The sequence below is a fragment of the Chryseobacterium sp. GW821-FHT04C04 genome, from assembly GCF_059420365.1.
Window position 1 is genome coordinate 184,820 of the sequence record NZ_JBWKTO010000006.1, and the last position, 25,041, is coordinate 209,860.

Genomic DNA, 25,041 nt, shown 5'->3' on the forward strand with positions numbered 1-25,041 from the left:
CTATATCATTGGTTATTGATTAGCAATAAACAAAGAGCGATTTCATAATAAAAAAAAACCTGAGTAAAAATACTCAGGTTTTCTATAAATATCAAGTGAAATCTAGTAATTCCACATATCATTTTCCATGTTAAGAATCTGTGCCTTGATTCTGTCACTTTCTTCCAGCTGCTCATCAGCATTTTTAGGAATATAGTCTTTAATAGTACCATCTCCTAAACCGCTTGAAGATTTATAAATGATAGAAGAGAATCTTCTTGCATTGATAACATCATCGAAAGATAGATCAGCAGATGAATTCTTTCTATTGAAAACATAATTATTTGCTAAAATATCTCTTGCACTTGGATAATAGATCCAGAATAAGTCGATCAATTCATCAGCACCCGCTAAAGGCTGACCATCAGGACCAATTCTTCCAACAGATGTAGGATCTGGGCCCATAGCAGCAATACCAAGAGGTCTGTATTTCATCTGACCGTCTCTTTTATCGATAAACCACATACCCATCACTTTAAGAACTTTCACTTTATCAGTTGTTGTTCTGATGATATCTGTTAATCTTTTCTTCTCGTCCTCTGTAAGTGTTCTTCCAGAGTTAAGGATATCGATAGCTTCTTCATCAAGTCTTACACTTTCCAATCTTTTCTGAATGGCTTCAGGGGTAAGTCTTGTAACGAAATTTTCATCATCATAAACTTCTTTGATGTCACCTTTAAGCGCTCCATCAAGCAATAACTGATATAAGGATCTTGTAGAACTTGAAAGAAGTCCATCTGGATTGTCATAATAGAATGGCTGGTTGATCTTATCATTCATATCAATGATCTCCCAAACAAACATACTCTTGTAAATATCTTTGTCATCAACAAAACCATATTCAAGAGGTTTTACTTTATTGCTGATAACAGTATCCCCTGCTTTTCTCATTGATTCAGACCTCATTTGTCTAAACTCCTCGGGAGAAGCAGCATTCAGAATAGTCTGGGAAAACGCGAATCCCGAAACTAAAACTAAAAGGGTGCTAATATATTTTTTCATAATATGATTTTACAAATTAACCTTATTGTACATTAATAATTACAGGTGAAATCTCCTTAAGCCTCTGGTTTCCAAGTCCTGTAGCAGTTGCCTGAATATCATAGATCTGAACTACATCGCCAGGTCTAAGATTTCTAAGCATACCTTCTGCTCCTGATAATGAACTACCTTGAATCAGAGTACCTGCTTTTCCTGGAAGCTTAATGATAAAGCTATTTACAGTAAACGAAACCGGGAAGTCAAAGTCTGGTAAAGTAGCTGAAATAATCTGGTTAGGTATAGAACCTGCCGGCATAAAGTTTACTGCTTTACCTCTGATCTGACCCTGAGGTCTAGGAATATTCTTAATTCTATATTCAAATACCTGAGAAACAGTCTTACCATATGGATCAGTTCCTGATAATGTTAACTTAACTACATTTCCTGTAGTAGGAGTAACATCCCATTTACCTGTACCTGTACTTTTCACAGTAGCTCCTGCAGCAGATAATGAAAGTCTTGAATTGTCAGCTCCTAAGATTGATCCTGAAACAGGGTTCTCAAGTCCTCTATACATTACATTCATTTTGTCTGCAGAAAGTAATAATCCTTTTTCAAGTTTTACTTCTCTAGGTCCTGCGATTACATTATAAGTATGCGTCCATGGGAAACTTTGCGGCTTACCTGAAGCATCTGTTAATGTAATAGTACCTCCTAATTTATGTTCACCAATTCCAGAACCTGAAATTTGGGTAATACCTTTACCGTTTTCTACTCTGCTTACTCCAGAGATGCTGATCTTATTACTGTTAGAATACGTCCCTAGCATTACTTTTACTTCTGCCTGTTTTCCTGCCTGGATATCTACCGGACCTGAAACGATAGGCTCATAGCTTGAGAATTTAATATTCGCATCTACTTTTTCCTGAAGTAATAGTGCCAATGCATCAGACTGTACGTTTCTGGCATCATTTTGGATAATCTCCAAATTAGATATTGCAGCAATTAACGGCTGATGATAAAATTTATTTTGGAACCAAGTCTTTTCGTTTGGAGAAGTTCCCTTAGGATATTCTGCAATAAGAGACTTGTTAGCTCTTTCAACTAAATCTTTAAGCTGAGGATTATTCCCAAAAGTAGCATTGATGTAGTTTCTTACGTCATCAATTTTAGCTTTTAAATCTAATGCATTCTTTGAAGGTGAATTTTCATCTCCTTCTTTAAAGAAATATTCAGTAGTTGCTTCGTTATTGTTAAGTGCAGCAAAATTCTCACTTACATCAATATCTTTTCCTTGAGCATCTTTTTCATGAAATTCAGATTGTTTTTTCAACAGATCTTTGATATCCTGAGAAGATTTTACCAATACATCAATCTTAGATTTCAGTACTTTATACTGAGACCAAGGCTGTGCGTAAGTATCAGGAACCTGCTGAGCTTTAGCTTCCAGCGTTCTTTCAAATATCTTTTCGTTCTTTTTTTCTGTTAAAGTTCTGGTTTCATTCAATGCTCTGGTAGAGTCATAGTATGATCTGATGATTTCTGCATCAATATTTAGGGCCATCATCGCGATGAACACCAAATACATCAGGTTGATCATCTTCTGACGAGGGGTCTGTTTTCCTTGTGCCATTCTCTTTTCTTTGTTTTTTGATTAAGTAGTTAAATTTAGAAATGGTTTAGGAATTAAGACTTCATAGCAGTTAGCATACCACCATAAACTCTATTTAAATTATTAAGATTAGAAGTTAAACCTTGTAGTTCTTGATTGAATTTCTCAGACTGCTCTGCAGATTTCTGCATGTCTGCTACATATTTGTTAGCAAACTCAGATTGTTTTTTACCGCTTTCCAATTGCATTGTATAAAGAGCGTTCATACTTTCCATATGCTGAGCTGCTTTATTTAATTGGTCATTATATTTATGAGTAGAAGCAGAAACATCAACAGTTTGGTTGATCTGATCTACAGAGTTTGAAAATTTATCAATTCCTGTTCTTAATCTTTCAAATAATTGAACATCTAATCTAGCATCTTCAAGCATTTTGTCCAATTTAGTAGAAAGAGAGTTTTCTAATTCAGCAAATTGAGCTGCAGCATTATTATTTCTAGAAGAAACATTAGAATGTAAAGGATTTGGGTTAGCATGTTTATCTAATAACTCAGGATAAACATTTTCCCAGGCATAAGACTCTTCAGATTTTGGAGGGTCAAATGCGAAAATAATAAAGATAATAGCCTCAGTAATAAGTCCTACCGTAAGAGCGATATTACCATTAATAGGCCCCAAGGTAATGTGAGTAATTTTAAGCCAAGCTCCAAGAATTACAATTGCAGCACCGAATGAATAAAAGAAATTCATCCAAGCATCTTTAGTCTTAAACATATTGAGTTAGTTTTTTTAATGTTAAATAAAATTGTTATTGAAAAATTGTCTGATTAATTTCTGTTAACTCTTCTTGGCTTAACAGCTGCTTCAGGAATATCCTGTACAGTTCTGAATCCGATATAGCTTCTTGCGGAATCTTTTCTTTCCCAATCTCTAGCACCTGTCATTAGGGCATATCCTATATCTTTCCAAGATCCACCTCTTACAGATTTCTTCGTATCTTTTTTATCCTTAGTAGAAGGATTTAATGTAGAAGAGAATCCACCTGAAGAGTTGTTAAATGAAGATAATGTCCATTCAGAAACGTTTCCAGCCATATCAAATAACCCAAACCCATTTTTCTTAAATTTCTTAACTGGAGCTGTATATGTATAAGTACCTTTTTTCTCGTCTTCCATGTAGTTACCTCTCTTCGGTTTGAAGTTAGCAAGGTAACAACCTCTGTCATCCATTAAATATGGACCACCCCAAGGGTAAGTAGCATTTTGCATTCCACCTCTTGCAGCATATTCCCATTCTGTTTCTGTTGGAAGACGGAACATTAATGGTTTTTGTTTTTTTCTTTTTAAACTTTCGTTGTAATCAGATTTCAATTTAGATCTGAAGTTACAATAAGCTCTTGCCTGATCCCAGGTTACTCCAACTACAGGATAGTCTTTGTAAGCTTTGTGCCAGAAATACTGTTCAAACAAAGGCTCATTGTAAGCAAAGTGGAAATCTTTTACCCAAACGGTAGTATCAGGATAGATCGCGATACTTTCGCTTTTCAGATAATTAGCTCCTCTTTCGTTATCAGCAACTGCAGCGTCCATATCTCCCCAACGGTAAGTATATTTAAGCTTGCTTACATCTAAAATTCTTTCGTTTCCAATTCTGGAAGAAGAAGGTAGATACAGAGATTCTAACACTTCTGCGTATTCTACATCCGGATATTTTGTTGTGCTCCAATGCAAAGGAATTTTCCAATCTAATCTTTTGCTGGCATCATAGCTTCCGTCTTCTCGGCCACCCTGGCCTTCCATATATTCTTGATAAGGTGTTAAGTTTTCTTCTTTTTTAGCAAGATATGCATAGTCTCCAATGCTCGCTCCTTTACGTCCGCCTTCATCACCACCTTCTCCGGCAGCTTCAGCTAGTAAAGTTCTCGCAATAGAGTCTCTTACATAATTGATAAATACTCTGTACTCCGAGTTGGTAGTTTCTGCTTCATCCATGAAGAAAGAAGAAACAGTAACAGTCTTCAATGCTGACTTTTCAGGAGTATTTGTTGGATCCTGGTCTGCTAAACCAGCAACAAATGAACCTGCAGGAATTGCGACCATTCCGTATGGTCTTTCCGCAACAAATGATTTAGTTTTTTCTCTTGGTATCAATTCTCCTTTTGTTCCTGGCTTCCCTACAGAAGAGCTGCCACCACCTGAACAAGATACCGATGCTACCGACGCAGACAATAATAAAAGAAATATCCTTTTCATGTTAATTTTTATAATTAAGCCGTAAATATATAATTTTTTTAAGAAACTTTTAAGATTTTTTTTGAAATAACGGAAGAAATCTAAATTTATTTTATTTACAACAACTTTTTACTCCACGGTTACAGATTTTGCAAGGTTTCTCGGTTGGTCTACGTTGGCTCCTCTATATACTGCAATGTAATAAGCAAGCAGTTGCAGAGGTACGGAAGCAACAATAGGTGAGAAACATTCTGAAGTTTCAGGGATTTCAATAACATAATCTGCCATTGCACTCACCTGACGGTCTCCTTTATTCACTACAGCGATAATTTTTCCTTTTCTCGCTTTAATTTCCTGAACATTACTTACAATTTTATCATAGTGACCTTTTTTAGGTGCTATAATTACAATTGGCATGTTTTCATCGATCAGGGCAATCGGACCGTGCTTCATTTCTGCAGCCGGGTATCCTTCTGCATGGATGTAAGAAATTTCTTTTAGTTTTAATGCTCCCTCTAAGGCAGCAGGATAATTGTATCCTCTTCCTAAATAAAGGAAGTTGGTCGCTTTCACAAAATCTTTTGCAATATTCTGAGTCAGCTCATGGGTCGTATTCAACACTTCTTCAATTTTCTTAGGAAGAGCATCAAGCTCAGCAATTAAGCTCATAAATTCAGCATTTCCTAAGTTTCCGTTGTGTTTTCCTAATTTAAATGCTATTAAAGTAAGAATAGTAAGCTGTGCTGTAAATGCTTTTGTAGAAGCAACTCCAATTTCAGGCCCAGCGTGTGTATATGAACCTGCATCTGTAATTCTTGCAATGGAAGAATCTACAACATTACATATCCCATATATAAATGCACCTTTTTCTTTTGCCAGCTTCAAAGCAGCCATTGTATCAGCTGTTTCTCCAGACTGAGAAATGGCAATCACCACATCTTTATCTGTAATGATAGGGTTTCTGTATCTGAATTCTGATGCATATTCTACTTCAACAGGAATTCTTGCATATTCTTCAATAAGGTATTCTCCGATAAGACCGGCATGCCATGAAGTTCCACAAGCAATGATGATAATTCTGTTAGCGTTTTTGAATCTCTCAAGGTGATCCCAGATCCCAGCCATTTTGATTACTCCTTCATCAACAAGAAGTCTCCCTCTCATTGTATCATGTACAGATTTAGGCTGTTCAAAGATCTCTTTAAGCATAAAATGCTCATATCCACCTTTTTCAATTTGTTCAAGGCTCATTTTAAGCTCCTGAATTTCCGGCTCAATTTTAGAGTTATCATTGATGGTTCTGATATCTACTCCATTTTCAAGAGAAATCGTTGCCATATGTCCTTCTTCAAGATAAATGGCTTCTTTTGTAAATTCTACGAAAGGTGAAGCATCAGATGCAATAAAATATTCTTTATCTCCGATTCCTATGGCAAGAGGAGATCCTAATCTTCCTACTACCAATATCCCAGGATAATCTTCATGAAGTACAGTAATTGCATATGCTCCATATACTTCATTCAACGCATATCTTACAGCAGTCGGGAAATCTATTTCTGGATTAAGATCCATAAAATATTGAATAAGGTTTACCAACACTTCAGTATCTGTTTCAGACTTGAAGGTAAATCCTTTGTCAGTAAGCATGGTTTTGATGGTATCATAGTTTTCGATAATACCATTATGTACAATTGCTATTTTTCCGTTGTTTGACAAATGCGGGTGGGAGTTTCTGTCACTTGGAACTCCATGGGTAGCCCAACGGGTGTGTCCCATTCCAATTTTGTACTTCCCTTTTAATTCTTTCGAAATATTCACCAAATCCTCAACCTTACCTTTTGTTTTTTCAACCTCCAGTTTATGATCTGGACCTTCTAAAACAATCCCGGCACTGTCATACCCTCTATATTCCAATCTTCTAAGACCATTGATTACAATTTCGTAAGCGTCTTGAAAACCTGTATATCCTACTATTCCGCACATATTATTTTGTCTAGTGTTTTTTTATTGTATTCTATTTTTTTGTAGCGTAAGTCACTTTCAGCTGGACTCTGTTCGCATTCGTTTTATCTGATGAACCTGTAAGAATAATTCTATTCATATCAAATGCTCTTGTCGTATTACGAACTCCTAAAAGATTTCCTGTGGAATTTGCAGCAAATGTTCCAGCATTGATCCAAAGTGGTTTATTGGTTATCAACTGTTCAACTCCATCAACTGTTTCTTTCTTTCCTTCAACAAGATCCTTGATTGTTTTTGTTACTACAAAATCGTAATACCCTTTACTTTGATTATAATTATATAAACCAAGCCCCGCTAACAAATCTGATGTAAAGGCTAGTTTTGAGAAATCAACAGTACCGTCAGCCTTCATTGGATTCACAGCAAATCTGCGGTCTTCTGTTGAATTGGTATTTTTCCAGCTTGCCGGATCTAAATATACTCTGATCTTAGCACTTAGAATACCTGCTTTGTCTTTGTTATAGATGTCTCTAAGAGCTGCAATGGTAGCATCAGGAATTTTCACTACTGCAGAAGGACCTCCCATTCCCTGAACGTAAAGTTTCGCATCCCCGATATCAGTATTAATTGATGCCAATGCGTTTGCTGAAGGGGTTCCACCTCTGTTGTATTCATATTGTCCAATATGAGCATTAAGGCCTCCTACATTGAAAGCAAGTGTGGTTTGCGGTCTTGTAGTTGTTCCGTTATCTGTTTTATCATATTTATAATACATGATAAGCTGCAAGTCGTTAGGAGAGAACTGGTAAAGATATTTATCAGTTTCATCCACAGAAATTCTTATTCCTTTAAAATATCTGATAAAGTTAGAAGCATCCTGAAGTTCAGGTTTTCCTTTTTTATCAAGAATATGAGTCTGGAAAAAGTCTGTATTGCTCAGTTTCATTCTGAATCCAAGATTTCCTGTAAATACAACAGAATTATCAGATTTTTTGGTAATAGATACAGAGCTTACATTTCCGTTAAATACTCCTGAACCTAAAAGTTCACCAGTACTTACCCCTACATTGGAACGTTTAAAAATATCGTTGTTTGAGTCTAAGAACGTAGTCACTTCATGTACATTGATTTTCATTGATTTTGAAGCCCCTCCTATTTTACCGTATTTACGAACAGGATACGTTTTCTTCTCGATCGAAACCGCTGTAGCCACTCCGTCTACCGGGAAATCACTTTTCTCGAATGTATTGGTTTTTAATGAATCACTTTCAAAGAAATAAGTATTGGCAATCGTATTTGCCGGAGGTCTTACTACCAAAACAACAGAATCTACCTTTGGATTGGCACCGTTAAAATCAAAATTATCTACTGGCATTCTTAGCTGAGTAATGTAAGAAGCTCTCTGCATTCCGAAGTTGCCTTCTGTAAAAGCACCAAGTACCCCCACTGTAAGGGCACCACCACTTTCATTTAATCCATTGATCAATCTGGCAGCATCACTTCTGATGGAATCATTATTATTGTAGTTATATGCAACAACGTCATATGAAATTTCATTCCCTTGTGCTGCATCATTATTGAATAACTGTTCTCCAAGAGAATCCGGATCAGGTTCGCAGTTATAAAGGATTGTACTTCCGAAAATCGCCAGTAAAAGTACGGCGAATGTCTTTTTAAGATTATGAGTCATTAAAAATGTGTTTTTAATAAAGTTGATTTATAGAATCTATATCCAGATATTCCGACTTTTGGATAGTTGTTTCGTTGAAAGCCTTATCCAGGTCTTCATCCAGAAACTCGTCACCTTTCACAACGGCATCTACATAGTTCATACTTTCGATAACAAAGCTTTTAATCGTTGGGTTATCTAACGCTTTTAATCCTGAAATATTATCGAACTTTAGTTTTTCGTCGATCTTTTTATCCAGGTCAGCATCTTTCTCATTGTAAAGAGAAAGTACAATTTTTGCGTCTTTGAAATAAGTATCTGATTCGTAGTAAGTTTTAAGATAAATTGGAACAAAAGAAGACATCCATCCGTTCAAATGAATAACATCTGGCACCCAGTTTAGCTTCTTAATGGTTTCAATAACCCCTCTCGCAAAGAAAATAGCTCTTTCGTCATTATCTTCGAAAGGGTTTCCTTCATCGTCGAAATAATATTGTTTTCTTTTGAAGTATTCTTCATTGTCAATAAAGTAAACCTGAAGTCTTTCCCCCGGAAGAGACGCTACTTTAATGATTAGAGGCTGATCCAGGTCATTGATAATGATATTCATCCCTGAAAGGCGGATTACTTCATGAAGCTGGAACTTTCTCTCACTTATTTGTCCAAATCTTGGCATAAAAACTCTTACATCATTGCCTTCTTGGTGCATCTTAAGTGCCATTTTGTTTACCACTGCAGCCATATTCGTGTCTTCTTGATATGGATACATCTCTGTAGTAATGTACAGTATTTTTTGATTCGGCATAAACTTTCTATCTAATTTTTGTAAAAATGCTTTAATGTGCAAAATTACAAAAAAACATCCAACATTATTTTAATTAACATTTTTTTACGAAAATTCCCATTTCCAAATTATTAAAACTGCATATTATTATGCGATATTTTTACTATTTTTGAAATAGCATTAAAATAAACTATGGAAGTTATAAAAAACAGGAAAGTCCTTCAGGATTTCATTGAAAGACAGAAAGAAATGGGAAAAAGAATTGGCTTTGCTCCTACTATGGGCGCTTTACATAAAGGCCATCTTTCTCTGTATGAAGAGGCAAGAAAGGAAAATGACCTTGTTATTTCTTCAGTTTTTGTAAATCCAACCCAGTTCAACAATCCTGAAGATCTTGAAAAGTATCCAAGAGATATCAACAGAGACATTCTGATTCTTCAGAATTCGGGTCTTGTGGATGCTGTTTATATCCCTGAAGTAACAGATATTTACCCTGAAAAAGCTGAAAGCCAGCGTTATGATTTTGATGGATTGGAAAATGAAATGGAGGGAAAATCAAGACCAGGACATTTTGACGGAGTTGGAACTGTCGTAGAGGAACTTTTCAGACAAATAAAGCCCGATAATGCTTATTTTGGAGAAAAGGATTTCCAGCAGCTCGCTATCATAAAAAAAATGGTAGACAAAAAGCACATTCCTGTTAAAATAACGGGAGTTCCCATTTACAGAGCAGAAAACGGATTGGCGCTAAGCTCAAGAAACCAAAGGCTTCATGAAGATCGAAAAGAAGCTTCTAAAATAATTTATGAGACGTTAAAAAAAGTAAACGACTGGTTCAGAACCGTTACCATACCGGAAATCAAAGAAAGAGTTGCTGATATTTTTGACAACCAGCAGGGAATGAAACTGGAATATTTTCTCATAGCAGATGAAAAAACACTACAGGAAACAGATTTCTTCTACAAGGACAGAAATTTCAGAGCGTTTATCGTAGTGGTTGTGGACGGAGTAAGATTAATTGACAATATGCATCTGGATTGATGCAATATATTTTTATAAAACAAAAACTCTGATGGCAGCCATCAGAGTTTTTTTGATTTATTATAATAAAAGCCAATTAACCAGATAATCACAGGGGATAAAAATAATATTACTGAAAACATTCCTACAGCAATACCATCATCCCCATCACCCCACATTTCAAGAAATAAGAGACAGAAAAGTTCAAAGCTCATAACAATCCCTGCTCCTAAAATATAGCCATATGACCTGGTATCCCTACATCTTATCTTTTTTCTATTGAATTTTATATAAGCCAGAATAACATGGTACACAAAAATAAAAAAAGAAATTCCAGCAGACAACAATAAAGCAATGATGATCCACACTGTTGTTTCATCAACGATACTTATATCACTCATTTTTATTATTTATTACTGTAGATATAAACAAAAATCAAAGGCCTCCTGAGGGAAGCCTTTGAAACACCAAATCACAAAATATTAATATGAAAAAAATTTACTTTTCAGTAAACTTGTGACCCGGCTGGGATTCGAACCCAGGACCCATACATTAAAAGTGTATTGCTCTACCAGCTGAGCTACCGAGTCGGCCACAATTAAAATGAAATAAATTTCAATATTAATTATAAATTTTTCTTTGCAGTGCCTGCGACTGGACTCGAACCAGCACATCCTTAGGAAACCACCCCCTCAAGATGGCGTGTCTACCAATTTCACCACGCAGGCAATAAAATTACAAAATTTAGTAATTTTTATTGCTAGTGACCCGGCTGGGATTCGAACCCAGGACCCATACATTAAAAGTGTATTGCTCTACCAGCTGAGCTACCGAGTCGGTCACCTATTTAACAAGTTTTCATTAGAGTAATGTCCCTTGTTTTAAGTGGTGCAAAGATATGACTTTTTTCTTTATCTCAAAACTTTTTCGCAAATTTGTTTAAAAAAAATTCATGGTAATTTCATTGATCGGATACATGGGAAGTGGCAAATCTCACATTTCCAAAATATTAAGCGAAAAAATCAATTTTAAACTCATTGATCTCGATAAAGAGATTTCCAGAAGAAATAAATTAACCATTCCTGAAATATTTGAAAAGAAAGGCGAAATTTACTTTAGAAAGCTGGAAAGAGAGGCCCTGGAAGAGATATTAGCTTCAGAAGAAAATTTAGTTTTAAGTCTAGGTGGGGGAACTCCTGTTTATTATAACAACATGGAGATCATCAATCATAATTCTAAAAGTATTTTTCTGAGAACTTCTGTAGGTACATTGGTTGAAAGACTTTCAAAACAGAAGGAAAAAAGACCGCTAATTGCTAATATATCTGATGAAGACCTCCCGGAATTCATCGCTAAGCACTTATTTGAAAGAAATCAATTCTACAGTAAAGCTCAGTTTAGCATAGGAACAGATTCCAGGGAACCTGAAGATATTGTTAACGAAATAGTAGAAAAGCTCTATCTCTAGAGCTTTTCTATTTTTATTTTAATCTTCCTTTTCGTCCTCATTATTGGTCTCTCCAAAGAAATCATCCCAATCTGTAAAATCAGAAGCAATATCATTTCCTACATAGTCGTCCATTTCTCTTCTATCTTTTTTGGTAGGTCTTCCCTCTCCTTTGTTTCTGTAATAGTCTTGTGACATTTTACGAATTTTCAACAGTTCGTACTGTTCCTTATCGGTCACATCCTGGATATGAAGCGGGACTAATTTGGCTCCTATTCTACTTTTAGGTATCTGAATGACCTTTATTTTATAGTCAATTTGATTCTTACGGATTTTAATAGTATCTCCTTCTTTTACCTCCTTAGATGACTTTACGGCAGACGTTCCTATAGAAATTCTATTCTTTTTAATCTCCTCTGCTGCAATATTTCTCGTCTTATAAAAACGAATGCTCCATAAAAATTTATCTATTCTCATAATTTTTTATACTTTTGCCGTTATATTATTTGTAAAGTAATTAAAGTTTTTTGAAATGAAAAAAATATTTTTCTATATCCTTGCAGGATCTTTGTGTTTTTCTGCTTGTAAAAAAGATGATGATGTACAAAGCTATGTAGAGCCGGAAGACATTACAACACAAAACACATATGACGATCAAGCCATTAAGAAGTTCATGAATGAGAACTATCTCGATGCACAGGGAAATATAAAAGCTTTTAGTTCTACGGATACTTCAGATGATAATGAAAAGAAATTATCTGAGTTGAATCCTGTAACACTTCCTTCAGGAACTATTTATATCATTAGAAACGGAGCGCAGCCTTCACCAGCTGATGAACAAGCTATTGGCAGCACAGATATTCTTAAAGTAATGATGAAAGCGACCACGTATCTTGCGATCAATACAGACGGACAGTCTTTATTTACTGCTGCTACAGATTTCATGAATACAGTAAACGGAACCGGAATTCCTGCAATTGATCCTAAATATTATTATATTTCTCCAAATGATCCATTAATCAAAAATGCAACTACTGATGCTGCAAAACAGCAAAGTTATTATATGATTGAAGGGTTCAGTGAAGCGATGCAGAAGTTTAAAGCATTTAATAACTATCCTAGCGAAACGGCTTATAACTTACAGGGAGTAATTATTGTTCCTTCAAGAGCTGCGTTTGCAAGAGATCCTTATTTCCCTTACAATTACCCAGGGTATAGCCAGGTGATCTCATTGAGAAATAAAACTTTTGTTTTCAACTTCCAGGTATATAACAGATCAACAAGACCATAAATTATAACATAAAGTTTAAATAAAATAATAAATAACCCCCGCAATACGTATTGCGGGGGTTATTTATATCTCTATTGTAGCTAAAACTAAGGTCTTGCCTTTTGCTTTACATTTCCTAAAATATCCGGGAAGTAAAGGTCTGCAAGGTGGTCAAATTCATCCCCTCTCATAAACATGGTAGCATCTACTTCTTCATAAGAGCTTCTTCCAGCAGCAGCAATCAGTTCATTGCAGGTGTGAAGTGTATTTTTGTGGAAGTGATATACTCTTTCTGCTTTGTCCGTGACATCAAGCCCTTTAATAAGCATTTTATCCTGTGTGGCAACTCCTGTAGGACAGTTGTTAGTATTACATCTTAATGCCTGAATACATCCCAAAGAGAACATAAATCCTCTGGCATTGTTACACATATCAGCTCCCATTGAAATGGCTCTCAGAATATCAAGGCTGGTAAGAACTTTTCCGCTCGCAATCACTCTTAATTTACTTCTTACGTTGTAATTATTAAGTGTTCTGTTAACGAATATCAAAGCGGGTTCTAGTGGCATTCCTACTCCATCTGAAAATTCCGGTGGTGCTGCACCTGTACCCCCTTCTGCGCCGTCTATGGTAATAAAGTCTGGATAAATTTTCAAAACATTCATTTGTACACAGATATCTTCAAACTCTTTGGTATCTCCGATACAAAGTTTAAATCCAACCGGTTTTCCTCCTGAAAGGTCTCTTAACTGCTGTACAAATCTCAGCAATCCGGCTGCATCTGAGAATGATGTATGTGATGGTGGTGAAATAACAGTCATTCCTGGTGTTACATGACGGATTGCAGCAATTTCCGGAGTATTTTTCACGCCGGGAAGTACTCCTCCATGCCCTGGTTTTGCTCCCTGTGATAATTTGATCTCAACCATTTTCACATTAGGAAGTGTAGCATATTTTTTGAAGAGTTCAGGATTGAATTTCCCTTCCTCATCACGGCATCCGAAATATCCTGTTCCTATCTGCCAGCATAAGTCACCTCCTTCCATGTGATGGGGCGAAACTCCTCCTTCTCCTGTGTTATGATAAAAATTTCCTTTTTTTGCGCCTCTGTTCAGGGAAATCTGAGCTCTGTCACTCAATGCTCCGAAACTCATTGCAGAGATATTAAGCAGAGATGCATGATAAGGCTGTGTACACTGTTCTCCTCCTACCCAGACTCTCGGAAGTTCTTCTGAAGGAGATTTTGCATAAATAGAATGCTTAATTCCTTCATATTTTCTGTGATTAACCTCCAGCTGTGTACCAAAAGCTACAGTATCGCTTAGATTTTTGGCACGTCTGTATACTGCAGAACGCTGATTTCTTGGAAATGGTTTCCCATCTGTTTCCCTCTCAATAAAGTATTGCTGCATTTCGGGTGAAATACTTTCGAAAAAATATCTGAGATATCCCAATACAGGAAAGTTCCTCAAAATAGCATGTTTCGATTGGTAAGCATTGTAAACACCCAATGCATAGATGGCGGATAACAGCGTTGGTATCCAATAATGCGTTCTGATCAGCAGTGCTATAATCCATGTAGCAACTACTAATACAATTCCCCAAGATAAAAACTTATCTCTCATGAATGTAGTATTTAAAGTTTAAAAATAAATTTAGTGGAAATTTTGCAAAGAGCCTATGCTTTTGCTAAAAAATTTTGGTAGGAAGATTGCACTGAAACCGTGCCATCTGACAGGATTTTTTCTAAATTTAGAAATTCTATTTGATTGACAAATGCTGGGTCAAAGTCTTTCTGGACTCTCACATAATTTTCTGTGAAGCCAAACATTTTCCCATCTTTATTTTCATGCTCCCAAAGAACAGGAAGCGTTTTTCCAAGTTGTGTCTGATAAAATGCCATTTTCTTCTTTTCAGAAAGAATTCTCAGCATTTTATTACGTTTTTTTCTTTCAGGTATAGGAACTACTCCTTCCATAGCAGCAGCTTCTGTATTTTCTCTTTCAGAATACGTAAATACATGAAGATAGGTAATAGGAAGTTCATTAAGGAAATTATACGTTTCCATAAACTTCTCCTCTGTTTCTCCCGGGAATCCTACAATAACGTCTACACCAATAGCCGCATCAGGCATTACCTCGCGGATTTTATTGACTCTGTCATTATATAATTTGGTAAGATAACGACGTTTCATCTTTTTCAAGAGGTCATCGCATCCCGACTGTAACGGAATGTGAAAATGCGGAACAAAGCTTTTGCTTTTGGAAACCAGCTCAATGCTTTCATCTTTCAAAAGGTTAGGCTCAATAGAAGAAATACGGATTCTTTCAATACCATCCACTCTATCCAATTCTGAAATAAGATCAAGAAATGTATGCTCATGTCTTTTATTTCCGAATTCACCTTTACCGTAATCTCCGATGTTTACCCCTGTAAGAACAATTTCTTTGATGTCTTTTGCCGCAATTTCTGCCGCATTTCTAAGAACATTTTCAATAGTATCCGAACGTGAAATTCCTCTGGCTAATGGAATCGTACAGTAGGTGCATTTATAGTCACAGCCATCCTGTACTTTAAGGAAAGCTCTGGTTCTGTCACCAATAGAATAACTTCCGATAAAGAAATCTGTTTCTTCAATTTCACACGAATGAACGACTCCTTCACTCTCAGATTTCTCTAAATCGTCAAGGTAGCTTAGAATATTGAATTTTTCTTTTGCCCCTAAAACGAGGTCAACGCCTTCAATCTGTGAAATTTCTTCAGGCTTCAGCTGTGCATAACATCCAACAATGACTACCAGCCCTTCCGGATTGGCTTTCATTGCTCTTCTTACGTGAAGTTTACATTCACGGTCTGCATTTTCTGTCACAGAACAGGTATTGATAACATACACATTCGCTTTTTCATCAAAGCTTACCTTATCATAACCTGCATCTGTTAATTGACGGGCAATAGTAGATGTTTCTGCAAAGTTTAGTTTGCAGCCAAGTGTATGAAACGCGGCAGTTCTGTGAAAAGTAGACATTTGTTACTCCTGAATTTTATGGGTGCAAAGATAGTAATTTTAATAAGAACGCAAGATCGATTCAATCTATTGTTTATATTCATCCCTTACTTCGGGGCTGTTTTGAAAACAGACGGGGGATGAATTGGCTTCTGGTTGACTATTGGAAATTTTGCTTTTCATTTCAGTATTAAACTCTTGAGAGCGGTTTTTTGCAATCGACAATGTACTCCAATCTTCATTTTTCATCATTTTAGCAATATAAACAACTTGTCCAATATGATAGGGGTAATGAGCCAACTGTCGGAAAACAGCATCAATAACAGAATGTGCCTCTCCTCTTATATAAATTGTTGAATAGATATTTTCATCATTTATCTGATTCAAAGATTCAAAAAGACATTTCCAGCCTCTTTCCCAGTAATCAAGAACCTCATCCTTTGTCTTAAAAGTATTGACAAATTCTTCATCGCGATTACGCCAGGATTTCTCACCATCTTCTGTCAGAAAGTTTGTCCACCTGGAAAGCATGTTTCCTGCAAGATGTTTTACGATGATGGCAATAGAATTACTTTCTTCATTGTACTGCCAAAACATCTGCTCATCCGTCAATTGACGAAATGCTTTATCACCAAGCGATTTATAGTATTCGAATCGTTTTATAAACAGGTCTTTCATTTTTTCTATTTTGATCCCTAATTTAATAACTTTTAAAAATAAAAACCACTTCAACGAAGTGGTTTTATCTATGTATTATATTTTTTTGTTATTCTCTGTTTTTCACCAATACCCAACCTGTAAATTTGATTGCTGTATTCTTTTTATCATTTTCATTCCATGTGATAGAATACCAATAGGTTCCGGTAGGCACTACTCTTCCGCCCTGAGTACCATCCCATTTATAACCATTTGATTTGTCTGCCTGGAAGATTTTATTTCCATATCGGTCAAAAACATTCATGATCAGGTTTTGTTTTCTTGCTAATGCGGAATAATCGATCACATCATTCATCCCATCTGCATTAGGGGTAATTACGTTTACCAGATTAGGTACAACAATTCCTATCTCTATTGGATCGCAGTCATAAGCATCTTTTACTAATACTTTATGATCTCCTCTTGAAAGATTATTGAAAACATTGGAGTCCTGCCAAATAATATTATCCATGGAATATTTATAAGCTGGCGTTCCTCCTATTACAGATATCGTAACCGTATTATTGGAAATATCAATACCGGAAACAACAGGCTGATCAGAAGGCAATACTTTCACAGTTTGTGTGGTAATACATTCTCCGGTTTTAAGTTTCACCCAATACACTCCGATTCCTGCTTTAATAGTTCGTGTAGTCGCTCCGGTACTCCATTCATAGCTTTTAAATCCGGCTCCCGCATCTAATGTGGTCTGATCTTCTGCGCAAATGGTTACATCTTTCAGAGTATCAGAATATACCGGTGCAATAACGACTAAAGTAATTCTGGCTACCGTATAACATCCCTGAGCATTAGAAACTCTTACATATACAAATCCATTAGGAGCAATATAATTATTAGGGGTCAGAATCTCATTGGTCTGGCTGACAGCATCTGTCAATGAAGGATAGTATTTTTTTGTCGGATTTGTCTGACCCGTTACTGAAGCATTCACAAGATTGAAAGAAGCAGTAGATGGATTAGATTCGATGAAACATGATCTCAAGGTGGCCTCATTCACTACCACTACCGGATAGAATTTCAAGGTTATCTGAGCAACGGCAGTACAGCCAAATTCTGATATGATTTTTACATAAATAATCCCTTCTGCAGAGACAAATGCCATAGGAGTGGTAATTTCATTGATCCCTGCGTTGAGATCTGCCATCGTATGATAATATTTTTTAGTAACATTTGGATTATTAATGACATCTGCTGTTGTTAAATCAAACAAGGCCGTTCCTGCATTATTATTGTTACATTGAGTCAATGTTACATTTTTAGCTGTAATAGAACCATCTTTGAATTTAAATGTTCCGACCTGTTTACATTTATTAAGTGGATTGGTCGCATTCGTTGGATCGGTATAATTGATACTGTAATAGTAAACAGTAGTTGTATTTACCGTTATTGGAACTATAATAGGATTATTTCCTGTTAAGGCATCATTCTGAGTAAGATGATAGCTTACATTAAAGTTTTGATTTCCGTTAAGAATTCCCATAGACAGCGTAGAAAAATCAAATAAAGCTGTAGGAGAACATATTACAACTTCTCTTGGGTCTGCAGGATTCGCAGCCGGAATCCCAGGAGGATTAAATGGCTGGGTCTGGATATTCGGATCTGTGAACGGAGAAGCCAGTGTTGCTGTTCCTCCCCATGTCAAAGAAAATGGAGCTGTGGTAGAACTGGTTGCGCTCACCCAGTTATCGATGAATAAATAATAGGTTTGTCCCGGTAAAACATCCAGGTATTTACAGTAAGGTGTAAGAGAACCTCCGGCAGCACTCAGAAGGGTGCTTGTCATATTTAATCCTGTAGCAGGACCTGGGCCGATAACCGTTGCAGCATTACAACGTATTGGAGATCCCAAACTTCCACAGGTTACATTAGGACCAAAAATAGCCCAATCGTAATCGGCATCAGGATTATTTGGAACAAGATCAAAAGTAAGTGTACCTCCGGTAGCAATTGTAATTTTATACCAAATTGAATTGTGCTCTCCAGTAAAATCGATACAGCTTCCCGAATTCACCAGCTCTTTTATGTTACCATATCCTGTAGGGCTATAGGTAATATTTGAGTTTCCGCAAACAGACAATGCAGTGGCACAATCTGCTTGAGCATAGAAAGTATGAGAGATACACAGAAGTATGAAAAGTAAAAGTTTTCTCATATATTAATGTTTTTATGGTTACATTAGTAAGACATCATATTGATAGTCAATGCACACCAAATATACCTATATTTTAATTACAAACAATGAAATCTGAATAATTTTAAATTATTTCAAATTAAAACATTAAATAATTAAACATATAACAAAAAACATCATTTTATACTCGTAATATTCCCACAAAGATTTTCGAGGTGGAATATTTTATGAAAGGGACTTTTCACTTCTTTCAAATGTTCTTTATCCTGAATAAAAGTATATCTGGAAGCAATAGAATTCATATCTGAAACTATTACCAGCCAGCATTCATCCACTGAAGTGTCATAGTAGGGAAATTTTTCGTTCTTTTTTTCTATGAGTTCCAGAATCTTTTCTGAACAGAGTTCATCAAAAAGATTCATATTGTACTCATGTGTGATAAAAACATTTCTCCGGTGAAAGGATTTCCTTATACTTTTGACACAGCCTACTCCCTTATTCCGCTTGATACTTTTATAGATACTGATGATATTATCCTGCTGTACTTCCAGGTTATCAAATTTTGTTTCCGGATAGAATTCTAAAAAATAAACACCACGATATTTCGTAGTGTCTTCTTGTTCTAATAATATTTCTGCCTGACGAAACATCTTATTCAAAGTACTTTCTACTTTCTTCATTTCCAGATGATTGATCACTTCAGTCAGTTCTATTCCAATTTTTTTGTCGTTCAATTTTGCGATAAAGTCTGGACTCTCGCAGGTAAGGTTTTCAAATTTAACTTCGGGGAAATGATGCATAAAAGAGTTGAGAAGAAGGATCTCCGACTTCTTTCTGTATTTTTCACGATCATGAAGCAGAGATTCGTCTATGGTACGGTGATACTTCTCCATGGGCTTTTTTTTCAAATGCCGATTCAGATAATATAAACTCAGATTCTTGATCAGATCTTCCTCAGAAAATGTCTTTTTCATGTGTGATTTTTTTATTTAATTAAGAACACATGCTGCCATTGGCTTTCACCACTAAAAGTTTTTGATAATCAAAATTTTACACTCTTAAAGGTAAGTAAAAAAAGTATTCAATGCTTCATTTTAAAATTAATTTATCTATTAATTAATGTAAAGTTTATTTTCATTATTAATACCTTTGGCTTTTTAAACACAAACACACATTTATGGATTTTAGGAATTTCAGAATACCCTACAACATCAATCCTCAATATTCAAAAAAAACCGCTTATTTCTCGATGGAATTTGCTCTTGAGCAGGTTCTGAAAATATATTCGGGGGGGCTTGGCTTTTTAGCAGGATCTCATATGAGAAGTGCCTATAATCTTAAGCAGGATCTTATCGGAATCGGTATCCTATGGAAATTCGGCTACTATGACCAGGCAAGAAATCATGATCAGACTTTACAGCCGGTATGGACAAGAAAAATGTACAGCTTTCTTGAAGACACCGGAATAAAATTTCAAATCGAAATTCACAGTGCTCCTGTCTGGGTAAAAGTATGGTATCTTGATCCTGAAATTTTCAATACGGCACCGATGTTTTTTCTTTCAACAGATGTTCCGGAAAATGATCATGTTTCCAAAACAATCTGCCACAAATTATATGATGCGAATGAGTCTACAAAACTGGCACAATATATTTTATTAGGAAAAGGAGGAGCAAAGCTTCTGGATGAAATGAATATTGAAAGGGATGTTTATCACCTTAATGAAGCTCATGGACTTCCCGCAGCATTCTATCTGTTAAAAAAATACAACGGAGACCTCAATAAGGTAAAAGAAAAATTGGTTTTTACCACCCATACTCCTGAAGAAGCAGGTAACGAAAAGCATAGTTTCAGATTATGTTATGATATGTCCTATTTCTCCGGCTACAGCATGGAAGAAATAAAAAACATTGAAGGTTCCGACGATGACCGCTTCAACCATTCTCTTTGTGCATTAAGAATGGCAAGAATCGCCAATGGAGTTTCCCAGCTGCATGGTGTCGTTTCCCGAGCGATGTGGAGTAAATATCCGGGAATCTGCGAAATCACATCGATCACCAATGCCCAGGAGTTTAAATATTGGTCGGATAAACCTTTATACAACGCAAAAGATGAAAATGATGCAACGGTTTTCGATTACCGCAAAAAGCATTTAAAGAAAAAACTATTCAGCATTGTAGCGGACCAAACAGGAAATTTGTTTAATCCCAATATTTTCACCATTGTCTGGGCCAGAAGATTTGCAGGTTATAAAAGAGCAGATCTTCTTTTACATGATAAAGAAAGATTCTACAGGCTTTTGAATAATCCAAAATATCCCGTACAAATCATTTGGGCTGGAAAACCTTATCCAATGGACTATTCGGCTATTTCTACATTCAATACACTGGTGGAGGAAAGTAAAAACCACAAAAGCATAGCCGTTCTTACCGGTTATGAACTTTCTTTAAGTAAATCTTTAAAACAGGGTTCTGATCTATGGCTTAACAATCCTAGGGTTCCAAGAGAAGCGTCTGGTACTTCTGGTATGAGTGCGGCGATGAACGGGTCTATCAATTTATCCACAGATGACGGATGGATTCCGGAATTTGCAAAACATAGAGAAAACTCTTTCGTAGTTCCAAAAGCTGATTATCAGAATATGAGCATCTACGAACAGGACAATTATGATTTAAACAAATTATATGAAATTCTTGAAAACGAAATTCTTCCGATGTATTACGACAATCCAGATCAGTGGAGAAAGATCCAGCACAACGCGATGGACGATGTGAAAGATCATTTTAATAGTGACAGGATGGCAGATGAATATTATAGAATACTTTATAATGAAGTGAAATAGTAATTTTGCTTTCTATAAAAAATGCCTGGAAAAATTTCCGGGCATTTTTTATAAGTTTATTTACTTTTTTTCTTTGCAGGCACTTTCAACCCTTCTTCCTTCGCTTCAGAAATACCGATAGCAATGGCTTGTTTTCTATTGGTCACTTTCTGTCCGGAAGAAGATTTCAATTTCCCTTCCTTGAATTCGTGCATTACTTTTCCTACTTTGTCCTGAGCTTTTTCTGAATATTTAGTCTTGCTCATGATAATTTTTTTTAAGATTTTGGCAGGGATACCCCTAATTCATAAACGCAGGCGTGCTTTAAATATTTTGAACGCTCTCTCGATGTTACCGACTCAAAATGATCATTCTTGATGACAATGATCGGATCTTCTATATTTTCAATTTCAAAATTGGCAAAATACCGTTCATCCGGGCTGGTCTTATCATTTTTAGCCTTTATTTTCTGCAGTTCGTCTGCATATTTTCTGAATCCGGGGTCTGAGGAATGGATAAATTTGTATTCATCACCTGCATATACATAGTAATGAATCTTTTTCTCAATTAAACCTCCTTCATCTGTAATTTCGGGATTATCATTTCCATCTCTAAATACCACTTCCACCAATGTACCTCCTTTTTTATGAGCACATTCTTCGGCATCATTAAAACTTGAAAAACCTGTATAAACAATCTGGTCTTTCAATACATAACGGTTTAGTTTCTGGTTATATGCATTTGTTTCCATAATTATTATTGAATTTGATTTATAATTATAACATATTCAATTTTTTTGCCAAATTGCCTTTTTTTAAAATTTCATTACTGAATATTTTTTATTATTTTAGAGTCGAAAAACTAAAAATATTTACCATGAAAAATGTCAAAAAAATGTCAAGATTACAATTAAAGGAAGTACACGGAGGTGTTTTACCCGGAATGAGAAGATGTGTAGACGAAGTTACCTGCCAACTTAGAATCTGGTGGATTGGAGGTGGATTAGATTCTCCTTGTGCTCACGCCTACCCTTTCTGTGCGCCTGAAGGATATTATCCTCCAGAAACCGAAGATCCGGGAACAATGCATGAAGCTTAATAACAATACAGAATCAGGACTTGAAGTCCTGATTTTTATTTTATATGGTTATATAAGTAAGAATTATTAAATTTGGAAGCATTAAAATTAGAAATGAAAAAACTCCTTTTAACTCTTACTGTTGCAGCTGTATTCCAAAGTGTATCAGCACAGGAAATCACTTTAGATAAAATATATTCAGGATATTACCGTGGAAAAGGGATCGCAGGGATCACTTCCATGAAAAACGGTGAAAATTATCTTGTCATCGAATCATCGGGAATTGCAAAATATTCTTACAAAACTTCTCAAAAAGAGGGAAATCTTGTGGACGGAAGATTTGAAAGCTATATTTTTTCTGATGATGAATCTAAAATCCTTTTACAGACAGGAAGCCAGCCTATCTACAGACATTCTTTTCTTGGGAAGTTTGATGTAAAAGATTTAAAATCCGGAAAAGTAATCAGTCTGAACAATGGTAAAACAGTTCAGGAACCAACGTTCTCACCAGATGCAACGAAAGTGGCGTTCATTTCTGACAACAATTTATTCTATCAGGACCTTTCCTCAGGAAAAATCACACAGATTACTACGGATGGTAAAAAGAATTCCATCCTGAATGGTTTGGCAGATTGGGTATATGAAGAAGAATTCGGACATGCAAGACAGTATGAATGGACCAAAAATTCTGATGCCATCGTGTTTGTAAAGTCTGATGAAAGCCAGGTTCCGGAAATCTATATTCCGATCTACGGAAAAAGTCTTTATCCGGCTGAAATGCGTTATAAATATCCAAAAGCAGGTGAGAAAAACGCTGTGGTTTCCGCACAGTTATACCGTCTTGACAATGGGAAAACAACACCGCTGAATTTAGGTTCTTTCAAAAATTATTATATCCCGAATGTATTCCAGACAGCAAAAGCTGATGAAATTGTTTTAATTACTTCTGAGAGAATTCAGAATGCTTCAGATATTTTAAAAGTAAATACAAAAACAGGAGCAGTTCAGAAATTATTCACTGAAACAGATGATAAATGGATTGATACAGATAGCCCAACTCTTGAATTCCTTGAAGATGATTCTTTCCTTTGGTCTTCTGAAAGAGACGGGAACCGTCACCTTTACTGGTATGACAAGGATGGTAAGCTTAAAAAGCAAATCACCAAAGGAAACTGGGAGGTAACCGATTATTATGGTTTCAACCCAAAATCTAAAGAAATTTACGTTCAGACTACTGAAAAAGGGAGTATTAACAAGGTCGTTTCCAAAGTAAATATTGAAACCGGAAAAGCTCAGCTGATCTCCAATGCGGAAGGAAATAATTCTGCTAACTTCAGCAAAAACTATAATTATTTTATTGAAACCTCTTCTACTGCGTCAAAACCTTACACGTATGTTTTAAAAGATGGTAACGGGAAAGTGGTAAAAGAGCTTCAAAACAACAATGATCAGTTACAGAAATTAAAAACGGATAATTTTGTTGAAAAAGAATTCATCACGATTCCCAATGCTGTAGGCGATCAAATGAACGCATGGATTATGAAGCCTAAAAACTTTGATCCTAATAAAAAATATCCTCTGTTTATGTTCCAATATTCAGGACCGGGATCTCAGCAGGTGGCGAACTCATGGGATAACGGAAATGCAATGTGGTTCAATCATCTTGTACAAAAAGGATATATTGTAGCTTGTGTAGACGGACGTGGAACCGGTTATAAAGGGGCTAAGTACAAGAAAATAACCTACATGAACTTAGGAAAATATGAGATTGAAGATCAGATCACTGCAGCAAAGTGGCTTGGAAACCAGTCTTATATTGATAAAAGCAGAATCGGAATGTTCGGATGGAGCTTCGGTGGTTATATGACCAGCTTAGCAATGACTAAAGGTGCAGATGTTTTTAAAGTGGGAATTGCTGTTGCACCGGTAACCAACTGGAGATATTATGATTCTGTATATACGGAAAGATTTATGAGAACTCCTCAGGAAAACCCTGATGGATATGATAAAAACTCTCCTACGGAATATGCTAATCTGTTGAAAGGAAAATTCCTATTAATCCACGGAACAGCTGATGACAACGTTCACTTCCAGAACTCTATGGAATTCTCTGAAGCTTTGATCCAAAACAAAAAACAGTTTGATTTCATGGCTTATCCGGATAAAAACCATGGAATTTATGGTGGACAGACGAGACCACAATTATATCAAAAGATGACAGATTTTATTTTGAATAATTTATAAGTAGTCAACTTACATCTCATAAAAATCCCTTTC

Annotated in this window: 22 protein-coding genes and 3 tRNA genes; 6 read left to right on the forward strand and 19 right to left on the reverse strand. The window is 35.9% G+C overall.

Annotated elements, in window-relative coordinates:
* Positions 1-102 precede the first annotated feature (102 nt).
* From porN to AC07UM_RS20380, 7 genes are all read right to left on the reverse strand, one after another.
* Positions 103-1,041, reverse strand: a complete 939-nt coding sequence (gene porN, locus AC07UM_RS20350; RefSeq protein ID WP_494684405.1) for a type IX secretion system ring subunit PorN/GldN — start codon at positions 1,039-1,041, stop codon at positions 103-105.
* 22 nt (positions 1,042-1,063) lie between these two features.
* Complete coding sequence (porM, locus tag AC07UM_RS20355) at positions 1,064-2,653, reverse strand: type IX secretion system motor protein PorM/GldM (RefSeq protein WP_494684406.1); 1,590 nt, start codon at positions 2,651-2,653, stop codon at positions 1,064-1,066.
* A gap of 53 nt (positions 2,654-2,706) precedes the next feature.
* On the reverse strand, positions 2,707-3,405 hold the full coding sequence (gene porL, locus AC07UM_RS20360) for a type IX secretion system motor protein PorL/GldL (protein ID WP_103232175.1): 699 nt from the start codon (positions 3,403-3,405) through the stop codon (positions 2,707-2,709).
* Positions 3,406-3,458: 53 nt separating this feature from the next.
* Positions 3,459-4,883 carry a T9SS ring complex lipoprotein PorK/GldK gene (gene porK / locus AC07UM_RS20365; protein ID WP_236851389.1) on the reverse strand — a complete coding sequence of 475 codons (1,425 nt, stop codon included), beginning with the start codon at positions 4,881-4,883 and terminating at the stop codon, positions 3,459-3,461.
* A 108-nt stretch (positions 4,884-4,991) separates the two neighbouring features.
* Positions 4,992-6,845: a glutamine--fructose-6-phosphate transaminase (isomerizing) gene (gene glmS, locus AC07UM_RS20370; RefSeq protein ID WP_494684407.1), complete on the reverse strand. Its 1,854-nt coding sequence runs from the start codon at positions 6,843-6,845 to the stop codon at positions 4,992-4,994.
* A gap of 31 nt (positions 6,846-6,876) precedes the next feature.
* Positions 6,877-8,514 carry a DUF4270 family protein gene (locus tag AC07UM_RS20375; RefSeq protein WP_494684408.1) on the reverse strand — a complete coding sequence of 546 codons (1,638 nt, stop codon included), beginning with the start codon at positions 8,512-8,514 and terminating at the stop codon, positions 6,877-6,879.
* Positions 8,515-8,527: 13 nt separating this feature from the next.
* The gene (locus tag AC07UM_RS20380) at positions 8,528-9,298 is read right to left on the reverse strand and encodes a glycogen/starch synthase (protein ID WP_124530764.1); all 771 of its coding nucleotides are present in this window, start codon (positions 9,296-9,298) and stop codon (positions 8,528-8,530) included.
* Between the two features lie 171 nt (positions 9,299-9,469).
* On the opposite strand from AC07UM_RS20380, the gene panC reads away from it, so the two are divergent.
* Positions 9,470-10,318: a pantoate--beta-alanine ligase gene (gene panC, locus AC07UM_RS20385; RefSeq protein ID WP_494684409.1), complete on the forward strand. Its 849-nt coding sequence runs from the start codon at positions 9,470-9,472 to the stop codon at positions 10,316-10,318.
* Positions 10,319-10,359: 41 nt separating this feature from the next.
* Here the strand turns inward: panC and AC07UM_RS20390 are convergent, their stop codons facing one another.
* The 4 genes from AC07UM_RS20390 to AC07UM_RS20405 form a co-directional block, all read right to left on the reverse strand.
* A complete protein-coding gene (locus AC07UM_RS20390) occupies positions 10,360-10,698 on the reverse strand; it encodes a hypothetical protein (protein ID WP_494684410.1) in 339 nt (112 codons plus the stop codon).
* 116 nt (positions 10,699-10,814) lie between these two features.
* Positions 10,815-10,887, reverse strand: a tRNA-Lys gene (locus AC07UM_RS20395).
* 55 nt (positions 10,888-10,942) lie between these two features.
* Positions 10,943-11,025: transfer RNA gene (locus AC07UM_RS20400), tRNA-Leu, on the reverse strand.
* A 36-nt stretch (positions 11,026-11,061) separates the two neighbouring features.
* Positions 11,062-11,134: transfer RNA gene (locus AC07UM_RS20405), tRNA-Lys, on the reverse strand.
* A 115-nt stretch (positions 11,135-11,249) separates the two neighbouring features.
* Between AC07UM_RS20405 and AC07UM_RS20410 the strand changes: the two genes are divergently transcribed.
* Positions 11,250-11,765 carry a shikimate kinase gene (locus tag AC07UM_RS20410; protein WP_103232181.1) on the forward strand — a complete coding sequence of 172 codons (516 nt, stop codon included), beginning with the start codon at positions 11,250-11,252 and terminating at the stop codon, positions 11,763-11,765.
* An 18-nt stretch (positions 11,766-11,783) separates the two neighbouring features.
* Here AC07UM_RS20410 and AC07UM_RS20415 read toward each other — a convergent pair whose 3' ends face one another.
* Positions 11,784-12,221 carry an RNA-binding S4 domain-containing protein gene (locus AC07UM_RS20415; protein ID WP_494684411.1) on the reverse strand — a complete coding sequence of 146 codons (438 nt, stop codon included), beginning with the start codon at positions 12,219-12,221 and terminating at the stop codon, positions 11,784-11,786.
* 55 nt (positions 12,222-12,276) lie between these two features.
* On the opposite strand from AC07UM_RS20415, the gene AC07UM_RS20420 reads away from it, so the two are divergent.
* Positions 12,277-13,035, forward strand: a complete 759-nt coding sequence (locus AC07UM_RS20420) for a hypothetical protein (protein ID WP_494684412.1) — start codon at positions 12,277-12,279, stop codon at positions 13,033-13,035.
* Between the two features lie 86 nt (positions 13,036-13,121).
* Here AC07UM_RS20420 and AC07UM_RS20425 read toward each other — a convergent pair whose 3' ends face one another.
* From AC07UM_RS20425 to AC07UM_RS20445, 5 genes are all read right to left on the reverse strand, one after another.
* Complete coding sequence (locus tag AC07UM_RS20425) at positions 13,122-14,639, reverse strand: FMN-binding glutamate synthase family protein (RefSeq protein ID WP_494684413.1); 1,518 nt, start codon at positions 14,637-14,639, stop codon at positions 13,122-13,124.
* Between the two features lie 53 nt (positions 14,640-14,692).
* Complete coding sequence (gene mtaB, locus AC07UM_RS20430; protein WP_152290525.1) at positions 14,693-16,039, reverse strand: tRNA (N(6)-L-threonylcarbamoyladenosine(37)-C(2))-methylthiotransferase MtaB; 1,347 nt, start codon at positions 16,037-16,039, stop codon at positions 14,693-14,695.
* Positions 16,040-16,105: 66 nt separating this feature from the next.
* A complete protein-coding gene (locus AC07UM_RS20435; RefSeq protein ID WP_494684414.1) occupies positions 16,106-16,696 on the reverse strand; it encodes a DUF1572 family protein in 591 nt (196 codons plus the stop codon).
* An 88-nt stretch (positions 16,697-16,784) separates the two neighbouring features.
* Positions 16,785-18,887 (reverse strand): FIDD domain-containing protein, encoded by a 2,103-nt coding sequence (locus tag AC07UM_RS20440; protein ID WP_494684415.1) that lies wholly within the window; start codon positions 18,885-18,887, stop codon positions 16,785-16,787.
* 155 nt (positions 18,888-19,042) lie between these two features.
* Positions 19,043-19,840, reverse strand: coding sequence for a hypothetical protein (locus AC07UM_RS20445; protein ID WP_103232617.1), 798 nt, complete (start codon positions 19,838-19,840; stop codon positions 19,043-19,045).
* 203 nt (positions 19,841-20,043) lie between these two features.
* Here AC07UM_RS20445 and glgP point away from each other — a divergent pair, with 203 nt between their 5' ends.
* Positions 20,044-21,708, forward strand: a complete 1,665-nt coding sequence (gene glgP, locus AC07UM_RS20450; RefSeq protein ID WP_494684416.1) for an alpha-glucan family phosphorylase — start codon at positions 20,044-20,046, stop codon at positions 21,706-21,708.
* Positions 21,709-21,764: 56 nt separating this feature from the next.
* On the opposite strand, the gene AC07UM_RS20455 is transcribed toward glgP, so the two are convergent.
* Positions 21,765-21,953 carry a DUF6496 domain-containing protein gene (locus AC07UM_RS20455; protein WP_494684417.1) on the reverse strand — a complete coding sequence of 63 codons (189 nt, stop codon included), beginning with the start codon at positions 21,951-21,953 and terminating at the stop codon, positions 21,765-21,767.
* Between the two features lie 11 nt (positions 21,954-21,964).
* Entirely contained in the window at positions 21,965-22,438 is a 474-nt protein-coding gene (locus AC07UM_RS20460; RefSeq protein ID WP_124530772.1) for a hypothetical protein, read from the reverse strand.
* A 125-nt stretch (positions 22,439-22,563) separates the two neighbouring features.
* Here AC07UM_RS20460 and AC07UM_RS20465 point away from each other — a divergent pair, with 125 nt between their 5' ends.
* Together AC07UM_RS20465 and AC07UM_RS20470 are read left to right on the forward strand one after the other, a co-directional pair.
* Entirely contained in the window at positions 22,564-22,785 is a 222-nt protein-coding gene (locus AC07UM_RS20465; protein ID WP_494684418.1) for a bacteriocin-like protein, read from the forward strand.
* Positions 22,786-22,878: 93 nt separating this feature from the next.
* Positions 22,879-25,008, forward strand: a complete 2,130-nt coding sequence (locus AC07UM_RS20470) for a S9 family peptidase (RefSeq protein WP_494684419.1) — start codon at positions 22,879-22,881, stop codon at positions 25,006-25,008.
* Positions 25,009-25,041 lie beyond the last annotated feature (33 nt).